This is a genomic window from Polaribacter reichenbachii (assembly GCF_001975665.1).
Classification (GTDB): domain Bacteria; phylum Bacteroidota; class Bacteroidia; order Flavobacteriales; family Flavobacteriaceae; genus Polaribacter; species Polaribacter reichenbachii.
This window is the reverse complement of the sequence record NZ_CP019419.1, coordinates 2,003,552-2,016,290: the sequence shown is the minus strand read 5'-3', so window position 1 is coordinate 2,016,290 and position 12,739 is coordinate 2,003,552. Positions and strand designations below refer to the sequence as shown.

Genomic DNA, 12,739 nt, shown 5'->3' with positions numbered 1-12,739 from the left:
TGGTTTTAGTGATTAAAAAAAATCCTCAAAATAAATTTGAGGATTTTTAAAGTATTTTTCGATTACTCTTTTTCTTCAGGAAATGCAAATAAAGCTGCGTCTACTGTTGGATTTAGCTCGATTTTAGTAATTGTTAATGGAGCACCTGGCTGGCCTTTTACTCCTTGCGTCATTGAAAATGGAAAATACAAACCATCAACTTCTTGATAATCGCTCATTGTAATTTCTGACATCATTCCTTTACCTGGTCCAGATTTTATTTCTGATTGTATTGCAATAGGTACAAAATTTTCTGTATCAAAAAAGTAATATGTAATACTGTCTTCTTTTTTACCATCAATAGTAACAGGTTCTTTTGTTAGTTTAATTTTAAACGTTTCTGCACCATCAATTGTTGCTTTACCTAATAATTCTACTTTATAACCTTTTTCTTTATAATCAACAAAAGCATCAGGAAAATCATTCATATCTAACTTCATATTTGCTGTAGCCTCTGCATCGCTTTTTTCAGCTTTCATTGTCATAAAGTTATGACCCCATAAAGTTTCGCCATCAAAAACACCTTGTTTAATTTCTTTTCCTTGAAAATTAATAACAGACATTTGTTTACCATCAGCCATTTGATAAATTTCTAAAGGAATCTCCATTCCTTGCTGATTAACAATTGCTGTCATTTTAAGACCTTTAATTTTCTTAAGGTTTTCAACTCCTCCAATGTTTTCATAGTAAGTAGCTAAAATTTCATCTGCTGTTTGCGCGTTAGCAACAAGTCCTAAAAACATAACAGCTACTAATAGTATTTTTTTCATTTTTAAATATTTTAATTAAAAGTTCTTTTATATGTATGCCAATTTACGAAAATGTTACAAATATTTTAATTCAATTAAAAAACAATAGTATAAATCTTAAATAAATACTAAAAATTCAAATGAGTTAAAATCGAAACCTTATGCATCAATAAGGGCTTTAAAGCTTATTTACATTTGTATCAGAAATAAGATGTGAAACAATACGCATCTCAAAACAATTTATTGGAATTTAAAATGAAAATGACACAATGAAGTACACAGAAAAAATTTCGAACAAATTAAACGAATTATTAGAAAAGAATTATGATGCAGAAAAAGGGTATTTAAATGCCGCTGAAAATGTTGATAGTTCTCGATTAAAAATTTTCTTTAAAAATAGAGCCTCAGAACGAAGTGAGTTTGCTAAAAACTTAAGAACAGAAATATTGTCTTATGGACAAATACCAGAAGAGTCAGGAACTTTTCAAGGAACAATGCACAGAAACTGGATGTCTTTAAAATCTTTATTTAGCTCTAATGATGAAGAAGCTATTTTAGAAGAAGCAATTAGAGGTGAGCAAGCAAGTTACGATGAATATTCTGAAATTTTAAAAGACGATGCTTTTGCTCCATCAACAAGAAAAATGTTAGAAACCCAAAGACAACAAATACAATCTGCAATTAACTCTTTAATGGTAGAAGAAGAGTTAGCATAAAAATAAATTATTTGAATTAGTTTTTAGAAAGTCAACCCTTAATTGGGTTGACTTTTTTTGTTGATAAGTCTCTTTACCTTTCAACCTTTAAACTTCCTTTATTTCGTACATTTAACCCTCCAAAATAATGAGCAAAAAAAATCATTTATGTACTTAATTTTTGATACTGAAACCACTGGTTTACCCAAAAGTTGGAATGCACCAATTACAGACACAGATAACTGGCCAAGGTGTATTCAAATTGCATGGCAATTGCATGACGAAATGGGTAATGTATTAGAACATAACGATTTTTTAATTCAGCCAGATGGTTTTAATATTCCTTATGATGCAGAAAGAATTCACGGAATTTCTACAGAATTAGCAGCAGAACAAGGTATTGCTTTAGATAAAGGTTTAGATCTTTTTAACGAAGCGCTTAAAAAAACCAAATTTATTGTTGGGCAAAATGTTGGTTTCGATATCAATATTATGGGATGTGAATTTCATAGATTAGGTGTAGAAAACAACCTAACAAAACTGCCACTTTTAGATACTTGTACAGAAAAAACGGCACAAATGTGTCAAATTCCTGGTGGTAGAGGAGGTAAATTTAAACTACCAACTTTAACAGAATTACACAATCATTTATTTGGTGTTGGGTTTGGAGAAGCACACAATGCAACTGCAGATGTAGAGGCTACTACACGTTGTTTCTTAGAATTAATTCGTTTAAGAGAATTTACCAAAGAACAATTAGATGTAGATGCTGATTATTTTAAAAATTTTTCAGAAGCAAACCCAAAACCAATACAAGTAATTGGTTTAAAACACATCAACCTTAAAAAAGAGAGTGATAAGATTCGTAAACGTCTAGAAAAATTAAAAGACGTTAAAGAAACCAAATCTACATCAGAAGGTTTAGCCGAATTAAAAGATGTACAATTTGCACATTTACACAACCATACACAATATTCTGTTTTACAATCTACAATGCAAATTGGCAACATTGTAAAAGCGGCTGCAAAAGACAACATGCCAGCCATTGCAATGACAGATACTGCAAATATGATGGCTTCTTTTCATTTTGTAAGCGCCATTTTAAATCATAATAAAAGTGCAGAAAACCCAATAAAACCAATTATTGGTTGCGAATTTAATGTTTGTGAAGATCATAAAAACAAATCGCAAAAAGACAATGGTTACCAAGTTGTTTTGTTGGCTAAAAACAAAAAAGGGTATCATAATTTGGCAAAAATGTCTTCCATTGCTTTTGTTGATGGATTTTATTATGTGCCAAGAATTGATAGAGAAATCATCAAAAAATATAAAGATGATATCATTGTTTTAACTGGTAATTTATATGGAGAAGTACCAAGTAAAATTCTAAATCTTGGTGAAAAACAAGCTGAAGAAGCTTTGCTTTGGTGGAAAGAAGAATTCCAAGATGATTTTTACATTGAGTTGATGCGCCATAATCAACAAGATGAAAATATTGTAAATGAAACCTTATTAAAATTCTCAAAAAAACACGATATAAAAATTGTTGCCACAAATAACACATTTTATCTAGAGAAAAAAGATGCAAATGCGCACGATATTTTATTGTGTGTAAAAGATGGTGAAAAGCAAGCTACACCAAAAGGAAAAGGTCGTGGTTACAGATATGGTTTGCCAAACGAAGAATATTATTTTAAGTCTTCGGATGAAATGAAAACCCTTTTTGCAGACCTGCCAGAAGCAATTATCAACATTCAAGAAATTGTAGATAAAATTGAAATTTTCACGTTAGCAAGAGACGTTTTATTACCGGCTTTTGATATTCCAGAAAAGTTTAAAGATGCAAAAGATGATGAAGATGGAGGAAAACGAGGTGAAAATAATTTCTTAAAACACTTAACTTTCGAAGGCGCAAAAATTCGTTATGGAGAAATTACAGAATCCATTAAAGAGCGTTTAGATTTTGAACTAGAAGTAATTGAAAAAACAGGTTACCCTGGTTATTTTTTGATTGTAGAAGATTTTATTCGCGAAGCCAGAAAAATGGATGTTGCTGTTGGTCCTGGACGTGGTTCTGCAGCTGGTTCTGTAGTTGCTTATTGTCTTTGGATTACGAATATAGACCCAATTAAATACGATTTACTTTTTGAGCGTTTCTTAAATCCTGAGCGTGTTTCCATGCCAGATATCGATATCGATTTTGATGATGAAGGTCGAGGTCGAGTTATGGATTATGTAATTGATAAGTATGGCGCAAATCAAGTTGCGCAAATTATTACTTACGGAACAATGGCTGCAAAATCTTCAATTAGAGATACAGCCAGAGTTTTAGATTTACCACTTTTTGAAGCGGATAGAATTGCCAAATTAATTCCAGGAATTAAACTAAAAAATATTTTTGGTGATGATCCAAAAAGTAAAGGTAAAGTTGATGGTTTACGAGCAGAAGAAAAACAATTAGTAGAAGAACTAAGAAATATGTCTTTTGGTTCTGATCTTGTTTCTGAAACCATTAATAAAGCTACAATTTTAGAAGGTTCTGTAAGAAACACAGGTATTCACGCCTGTGGTGTAATTATTACTCCTGGAGATATTACCAACTATGTTCCTGTTGCTTTGGCAAAGGATTCTGATATGTATGTTACCCAATTTGACAACTCTGTAGTAGAATCTGCAGGTTTGTTAAAAATGGATTTCTTAGGATTAAAAACACTTACTTTAATTAAAGACACTGTAAAAATTGTAAAGGCAAAACACAATGTTGATTTAGATCCAGAAAATTTTCCTTTAGATGATGAAAAAACCTATGAATTATTCCAAAGAGGAGAAACTGTAGGTATTTTTCAATACGAATCTCCAGGGATGCAAAAACACATGCGTTCTTTAAAACCAACCGTTTTTGCAGATTTAATTGCAATGAATGCCTTGTACAGACCTGGACCAATGGAATACATTCCGAGTTTTATCAACAGAAAACATGGAACAGAAGATATTGAGTACGATTTACCAGCAATGGAAGAGTATTTGGCAGAAACTTACGGTATTACAGTTTACCAAGAGCAGGTAATGTTACTCTCGCAAAAACTGGCAGATTTTACCAAAGGTGAAGCCGATGTTTTACGTAAAGCAATGGGTAAAAAGCAAATTGCGGTTTTGGATAAAATGAAACCAAAATTCATTGAGCAAGCTGGTAAAAATGGTCATGATGAAGAAAAGCTAGAAAAAATCTGGAAAGATTGGGAAGCCTTTGCAAGTTATGCCTTTAACAAATCTCACTCTACTTGTTATGCTTGGATTGCTTATCAAACTGCCTATTTAAAAGCACATTATCCTGCAGAATATATGGCTTCTGTACTTTCTAATAATATGAAAGATATTAAAGCTGTTTCTTTCTTTATGGAAGAATGTAAACGAATGGGATTAGAAGTTTTGGGTCCAGATTTAAATGAATCTTACCTTAAATTTTCTGTAAATAAAGATGGAGCTGTTCGTTTTGGAATGGCCGCTGTTAAAGGTGTTGGTGCTGCTGCTGTAAGAGCCATAATTAAAGAGCGCACAGAAAACGGAAATTACACTTCTATCTTTGATTTAGCTAAACGTGTTGATTTAAGAGCTGCTAATAAAAAATCTTTCGATAGTTTAATTAAAGCAGGTGCTTTCGATTCATTTACAGATACACATAGAGCACAATATTTTGCTACTGATGAAAAAGGATTGACTTTCTTAGAGCGTGCTATGAAATTTGGTAGTAAATATCAAGAAAACAAAAATTCTGCACAGGTTTCTATGTTTGGTGAAGCGTCAACAGTTCAGTTTCCTGAACCAGATATTCCTGAGTGTGAAACTTGGGGAACCATGGAACTTTTATCCCAAGAAAAAGAAGTTATTGGTATTTATATTTCTGCACATCCTTTAGATGATTTTAAAAACGAAATGATTTTTTGTAATGCATCTTTAAAATATTTTAAAGAAGATTTGGCCAAATATGTGGGTATGAATTTGTCTTTTGCAGGTATTATTACAGATGTGCAACACAGAGTTTCTAAAGCTGGTAAAGGTTGGGCAATGTTTACTATAGAAGATTATGGAGATAGTAATGAGTTTAGAATTTTTGGTGAAGATTACTTAAAAATGAAACACTTTTTAGTACCCAATTCTTTCTTGTTTGTTCGAGCAACAATTCAACCTGGTTGGACAAACAAAGAAGGTGTTACTGGCGAACCAAGATTAAAATTTACAGAAATGAAATTATTACACGATATTATGGATGAGTTGTGTAAAAAACTAACCATTAAAATTTCTGTTGATGATATAACTGAGGAAACCATTGCTAACCTTCAGAGAATTCTTAGAACAAATGGTGGTAAGCAGTCTTTAAAATTTACCATTTGGGATGCTAAAGAAAAAATTGAAGTAAACTTACCTAGTAGAAATACAAAAGTTAATGTTTCTAATGAGTTATTGGCTACACTTCAAAACCAACAAATTAACTATAAATTGAATTAAAATAACACATTCTTGTATTATGAACGCTATTTTTATCAATATGATGAAATAGTGCTTTTTATTTATCAGAAATTCATTTTATTATTTTTATCATTTTAAAGGCAGTTTTAAAAAGTATTATTTCGTAATTTTGTTTAACGAATACAACATATTATGAAACAAAAAAATAATGGTACTTGGGTTAGCTGGAACGAAAACCTAAAACACAACTACAAAACCATGTACAGCATTACTAAAGAAGATGAACTTCAAGAAGTAATTGCTAATAATGAAAAAATACGTTTTTTTGGTAGCAAACAGTCCTCAGCAGATATTGCAGCTGGTACAGATGCAATTATTAATATGAGCACTTATAATAAAATTATTTCTTACGATTACAATTTAAAAACAATTACTGTTGAATCTGGTTTAATTTTAAGCGAATTACTAGAAGCAATTGAGTCTGTTGGTTGGTGTATTCCTTGTTTACCAGATATTAACACCATAACTATTGGTGGTGCTTTGGCTACAGGAACTCATGGTACAAGTGGTAAATTGTTGGCTGAATATATGACTGAATGTAGATTAATTCTTGCAGATGGTACAATAAGAACAGTTGCTAAAGAAGACGAATTAATGGATGCTGTAAAAGTTTCTTTAGGTATGTTGGGTGTAATGTCTACCATTACTTTTCAATGTGAGCCTGCTTATACACTTCATATAAAAGAAAGACCAGAAAACGATAGTGAATGGTTACCAAAAATAAAAAGCAGATTAAAAAAGCATGACTTTTTAAGAATCTTATGGCTGCCACATACAAACAAAGGCTATGTTATTACTGGTGATAAAATTGACCCAGAAAAAGAAATTACAGAAAATAAAGGACCAAATTATTTAAAACACAGAAGAAATACTTCTAAATTTTTATATAAATATTCTCACAAATTTCCCTGGATAACTGCAATCGCAAACAAAATTTTAGCAAAAGCATTTTTCAGTTCTAAAAAAGAGCATAAAGGTACTTTATATCAGGCTACAGTCACGAAATCTAGAGGTTCTACTTTAGAATTGGCAGAATGGACAATTGCTTTAGATAAATTTCCAGAAGTTTTTAATGAATTAAAAACAGAAATTAACAAGTGGAGTAACAAATCTTTTATACATATACCTATGGATGTGCGTTTTGTTTATCAAGATAATAGTTGGCTAAGCTATGCTTATAAACAAGATACAGTAACAATGGGTTGCGTTTCTAGAAATGCAGCAACTGCAGATACTTATGAAGCATTTAAAAGTATCGAAAAAATATTTTTAAAACACGGAGGAAGACCTCATTGGGGCAAACGTTTTTCTGCTAAAGATATTCAACTATCTAAGGTTTATCCAAAGTGGGGAGCATTTAAAGAAATCCGTGAAAAATTAGACCCAACTAACAAGTTTTTAAATCCATATTTAACTAAATTAGTGGCCGCTAAAACACTTGTAAATGAAACTGCTGCCTAAAGGTTTTTTATTTGATTTTGATGGAGTTATTGTAGATAGTTTTAACAGTCATTATTCTGCTTGGACTTCTGCTTTTAAAGAATTATTTAATGAAGAAATTGCTCCTTTTCCTAAAAGTCATACAGGTAAAACACCTTTAATTATCGCTGAATATTTTTGTAGTGTAATTGGTAAAGAACATCAAACTGAAGAATTATATCATTTAAAAGATGAGCATTTAGACCAATATTTTACGGTTCCTGAATTATTACCTGGCGTTCGTGAATTTACAGATTTATTATCCGAAGAAAAGATTCCTTATGGTATTGCAAGTAATGCTACCAAACAATTTTTAAAGAACAGCATTCACCATTTAAACTTAAATTTTACAACTGTTTTTGGTGTACAAGATTACGAAAAGCCAAAACCAGATCCTGAAGCTTATAAAACTTTAGCTAAAGCCTTAGGGTTTAAAGAAAAAGATTTTAAAGATCTTTGGGTTTTTGAAGACAGTTTAACTGGCACAAAGGCTGCAAAGGCTGCAGGAATGAAGCCTATAGGAATTCTAACTCAATATTCTGAAGCAGAATTAAGAGAAGCTGGTAGTATTTTGGTTTTCCCTACTTTGTTAGAAGCTTATCAATATTTAGTAAAATAACTACTGAGTTACTTCTCTAAACAAGGTTTCTAAATTCTTATTCTCGGTATTTAAACCTAATATTTTCAAGCCATTTTCTTGAGCAAAATCAAAGATTTTGGATCTCATATCTTCTTCACTTTCAAAGGTGATGTACCAAGTGTTGTCGTAATTATTTTTATAAGAAACCACATTTGGTAATCGATTTATAAATTGTTCTTCTATCTTATAATCGAAAGTTACAATAATAGTTTGTTGCTTGTTTTCTTTTAAATCAGCGAGGTTTTTATCAACTAAAATTTCTCCTTTTTTTATGATGATAACTCTATCGCAAACAGCTTCTACTTCTTGCATAATATGTGTAGAGAATAGTACTGTTTTTTCTTTACCTAATTCAGAAATTAAAGCTCTAATTTCTATCAATTGATTAGGATCTAAACCTGTTGTTGGCTCATCTAAAATTAAAACTGAAGGATTGTGTAAAATTGCTGCAGCCAAACCTACTCTTTGTTGATAACCTTTAGATAATTGATGTATTTTTTTATGTGCTTCTGCAGTTAAACCAACTTTTTTTATACAAGCTTCTATTTGGTTTTTATCAACCTTAAAAATTGCTGCTTGAAACTGTAAATATTCACGCACATACATATCTGAATACAAAGGGTTGTGTTCTGGCAAATAACCAATTGTTTTTTGTGCAGCTAATGGATTTTGTAAAACATCTATATCATCAACCAAAACTTCACCAGAATTTGGTTTTACAAAACCCGTTAAAATTTTCATCATTGTTGATTTCCCTGCTCCATTTGGACCTAAAAAACCAATAATCTGACCTTTATCCGCAGAAAAAGAAATATTATTTAATGCTTTTTGAGTTTTATATGTTTTTGTTATTGATGCTACTTTTATAGACATATATAATTGTTATTTCTTTTTAGGTTTCGACTACGCTCAACCTGACATCTAGCTTTTGTTTATTATATGTAACGAATTTACTATTATTTTAGTTTGTAACTACAGTTTTATGCTCACGTATTTTTCGAATACTCTTCATTCTTAACCAAGATATTTTATGACGTTTTTTATACACCCACAAACAACCTAAATCTAGCAAAAAATAAAACAAACTAATTCCACTTGGTGGGTTATGGCTTGGTAAAAACGGAATAACATCCCAAGCAATTGGTGGCCATTCCCAACATAAAAGACTTGTACCAATAATTTCTAAATAGGCAACAGAAACGTACATTGTTAAATAAAACAAACGTTCTCTTGGCTTGTTTCTTAAAATATATAAGGTTGCCATTGTCATTACAAAACCAAAAACATCAAACTTAAAAATTAGAAAAACGCTTGCATAAATAAAGATAAAAATGGCAAGAAATACTTCAATCTTTTTTCTGTGTTTAATTATGGAAGCTGCCTTAGAAAAATACAAAACCGCCAAATAAACTAAAGCGTGCCCAAAAGGAATATAATGTGGTACATTTTCTAATCTGTAGGTATACATCCCTAGTAAAACAGAGAAAAGATACTCACCAAAAAAACCGATTAAAACTCCAGCAATTAAGTGTTCTTTAGATCTTTTATTTACCTTAAAATAGATAATTGGAAAAACCAAAAGCATACTAATATTTGCATATAACTGTGCATTATCTGTAATGTTATAAATGTAAAAACCGTCTAAAAAAAGACCATAGGCAATAAATAAATACAGCAATCCTAAGCTTTTAAAAGTAGCGTATAAAGATGATTTTGTTGCTAATAAACTCATACTGTAAAAGTAAATAAACTAAATAAAAAATGGCTCTAAAAAAGAGCCATTTAAAAATAAATAAAAATATTTTGTTATAGTTGGTAACGCAATCTTAAACTGATAAATCTTGGCATAATAAATCTTTCATTTACATTAAATGAAATAATACTTTGCCCAACAGAAGTTTCTGAACCAGTACCTAATAAGTTACTACCCACTAATTCATATTCCATTTTAGCATCTTTATCTTTTCTATATGCTACTTTGGCATTCCAAATATTAAAAGAACTTTGTTTGCTACCTTCTTGTCTTACCTCATTAAATGTAAAATCTGAAGTTAGCGTTAAAGAGTTCCAGATATAAGCATCAAAATTAATTGCTGGGGCATGAGTTACTGTATTAATATCTTCTGTTCTTGCACTGTTTGCTTGATCGTTAAATGTTACGTTATAAGATAAGTTAACATTTGGTGCTTTCCTAAAATTGGTACCAATTTGTGTATTTAACCCTCTTGAAATATTTTTATTAGTATTTTCTAAAGAATTTATAAATTGATAACTTTTGTTATAAGAGAAGTTACCACCAACTCTAGCCGTAATTTTTCTGATTGTTTTACTCAATCTTGCAAAAGCAGTAAAGTTTTCGTTATCGAATGGTGAGTTTATGCTTGTACTACTAGAAACTACAGAATTGTCTTCGAAGATTGTATTAGAATTTACTTGATCTATTGTTTTTCTGTAATTTGCTCTTGCAAAAACACTACTATTATTAAATAAGTTAAAGCTTCTGTAAAATAAACTAACATTATGAAAACTTGCGTTTATTAACTCTGCATTACCTGCATAAAAAGAACTATAACTATTGGCAACAATACCTCTTGCAATTTGGTTTACGTCTGTAAAATTAACCTCTTGTTTATAAGTAAAAGTTAAACTCTCACTTTTTTTAAACTGAGCAATAGTTTCGAATTCTGGTAAAATTTTAAAGAAGGTATCTTTAAAAGTTTCTGTACCATATTGTGTATTATTAGAGTTATAAGAGTGCATTGTAAAACCTGGAGTTATTGTAAAAATTCCTGTTTTTAAACGGTATCTTAAACCTGCATACAAGTCTGTAAAATTATATTCTGTATCGTTTGTAGTTTCTGAACTATTAATTCCAGAAATTGATGGATTAGGTTCAAACTCAGTTCCATTGTCTAGAATTTGAAAAAAACGTGAATCGTAATTCTGTGAACTTAATATTGTACCTGCAACAAAATTTAAATTACTTTTATCATTTAAAATATAATAATAATCAAATTTAGCATCTAACTGATTCGATTTTACTCGTCTGTCTTGTTCTAAATTATAATACATATTAGAAGTATCTAAACCTAATGTAACAGCAGTGTCATCAAAACCATCTTCTGAATCTTCTAAAGCAGGATCGTTAGTTGGGTTATTATTAAAAGGATCGTTCTCTAAAGAAGCCAAGTAAAAAGGATCTTCATCTTGTAATAAGTGTTGTACTTCTAAAGCAAAAATACTTTTTTCACTAGCGGTATAAAAATAGCTAAAATCCTGATTTATAGTATATGGTGTTGCTTTTTCGGTTTCTGTAATATCACTTAAAACAAATGAGTTTACATTATCTGTTCTAAATTCATTAGAAAAACGTCCAGAAACATTATAGTTTAATTGGTTATTAATGTTCTTTTTATAAATAGTACTAAATCTAAATAAACCTGTGTTACTAGTTTGATCTGTAGAATTATCTACAATATCATCTGGAGTATCTGGATCTACATAATCGATAGTATTTATATTTCTTTGACCGTTAGAATTACCAGACCAAATTAAAAATCCGCTTAAATCTAATTTTGGATTTGGAGAGTAGGTAAAGTTAAAAGCTCCTAATTTAGTTTCTATTCTATTTGCATTTCTGGTACTTGCGTTTAAGAAACCAATACCTGCATCTGCAATATTAATGTTGGTTCCATTAGATGGACTTTGACTTTGAAAACTACCACCAAAGCTTCTTGCATCTCTTCTACTAATTACAACCTCGCCCATATTATTTACATCACCAATAATATTGATGGTATATTTAGGTGTGTAATAGAATAATTTAGGCTGAAATAAATACAAACCTGTATCTGGCGAATCTCCTGCACCCGCTAAAACATCTCCAAACCAAAAGTTCTTTTTACCCTCTTTTAATTTAATGTTAATAGCAACTCTATCTTGGTTATTTTGTACCCCACTTAATTGGCTAACATCACCATAATTTCTTAAAACCTGAATTTTATCAACTGCATTAGAAGGGATGTTTTCTGTGGCTAATTTAGTATCTCCACTAAAAAATTCTTTACCATCTACCATTATTTTTTCTACAGCTTTACCTTCTACTTCTATTTGCCCATCATCGTTAATTTCTACTCCAGGTAATTTATCTAAAACGTCTTTCAACTTTCTTTCTGAACCATTTTTAAAAGAATCTGCATTATATACAATAGTATCTCCTTTAATAGTTACTGGCATTTTTGCAACAATATTAATACCATCTAACATATTGTCTTCGAACATTGTATAGTTCTTTGTAATATTAGTTTCTTTGGTTTTAATAAACTCGCTAATTTCTTTAAAACCTACATAACTAATTTTTATATTGTAAGTAGTATTTCGTTTTAAATCTAATTTAAAGTTACCATTGGCATCTGTAAAACCAAAAGAGCTAATTGTTTTTGCAACTGTATCTAAGGCAATAACATTTGCCATTTCTAATGGTTCACCAATAGAATCTTTAACAACACCTTTTAAAGTAATTTGGGCAGTAGAAACCCATGACACCATTAAAATGGTGAATAGTAATATTTTTTTCATGTTTGATTTGTTTGAATTTAATTAAAAAAAGT

At 30.4% G+C, this 12,739-nt stretch carries 8 protein-coding genes; 4 read left to right on the top strand and 4 right to left on the bottom strand.

Translation table 11 applies throughout. The features are described 5' to 3' along the window. Nucleotides 1–62: 62 nt before the first annotated feature. Complete coding sequence (locus BW723_RS08360; protein ID WP_068356142.1) at nt 63–809, bottom strand: outer membrane lipoprotein-sorting protein; 747 nt, start codon at nt 807–809, stop codon at nt 63–65. 248 nt (nt 810–1,057) lie between these two features. Here BW723_RS08360 and BW723_RS08355 point away from each other — a divergent pair, with 248 nt between their 5' ends. The 4 genes from BW723_RS08355 to BW723_RS08340 all read left to right on the top strand — a co-directional run bounded on the left by BW723_RS08355 (nt 1,058) and on the right by BW723_RS08340 (nt 8,108). Next, nucleotides 1,058–1,504: a ferritin-like domain-containing protein gene (locus BW723_RS08355; protein ID WP_068356145.1), complete on the top strand. Its 447-nt coding sequence runs from the start codon at nt 1,058–1,060 to the stop codon at nt 1,502–1,504. A 147-nt stretch (nt 1,505–1,651) separates the two neighbouring features. Next, nucleotides 1,652–5,989: a DNA polymerase III subunit alpha gene (gene dnaE, locus BW723_RS08350; protein ID WP_068356148.1), complete on the top strand. Its 4,338-nt coding sequence runs from the start codon at nt 1,652–1,654 to the stop codon at nt 5,987–5,989. A 153-nt stretch (nt 5,990–6,142) separates the two neighbouring features. Further along, the gene (locus BW723_RS08345) at nt 6,143–7,471 is read left to right on the top strand and encodes a D-arabinono-1,4-lactone oxidase (protein WP_068356152.1); all 1,329 of its coding nucleotides are present in this window, start codon (nt 6,143–6,145) and stop codon (nt 7,469–7,471) included. Next, on the top strand, nt 7,455–8,108 hold the full coding sequence (locus BW723_RS08340) for an HAD family hydrolase (protein ID WP_226789163.1): 654 nt from the start codon (nt 7,455–7,457) through the stop codon (nt 8,106–8,108). Before BW723_RS08345 ends, BW723_RS08340 begins: the two co-directional genes overlap by 17 nt. Here BW723_RS08340 and gldA read toward each other — a convergent pair whose 3' ends face one another. From gldA to BW723_RS08325, 3 genes are all read right to left on the bottom strand, one after another. After that, nucleotides 8,109–9,002 (bottom strand): gliding motility-associated ABC transporter ATP-binding subunit GldA, encoded by an 894-nt coding sequence (gene gldA, locus BW723_RS08335; protein WP_068356155.1) that lies wholly within the window; start codon nt 9,000–9,002, stop codon nt 8,109–8,111. Between the two features lie 88 nt (nt 9,003–9,090). Further along, on the bottom strand, nt 9,091–9,861 hold the full coding sequence (locus tag BW723_RS08330; protein ID WP_068356157.1) for a hypothetical protein: 771 nt from the start codon (nt 9,859–9,861) through the stop codon (nt 9,091–9,093). Between the two features lie 74 nt (nt 9,862–9,935). After that, the gene (locus BW723_RS08325) at nt 9,936–12,707 is read right to left on the bottom strand and encodes a carboxypeptidase-like regulatory domain-containing protein (protein WP_068356160.1); all 2,772 of its coding nucleotides are present in this window, start codon (nt 12,705–12,707) and stop codon (nt 9,936–9,938) included. Nucleotides 12,708–12,739 lie beyond the last annotated feature (32 nt).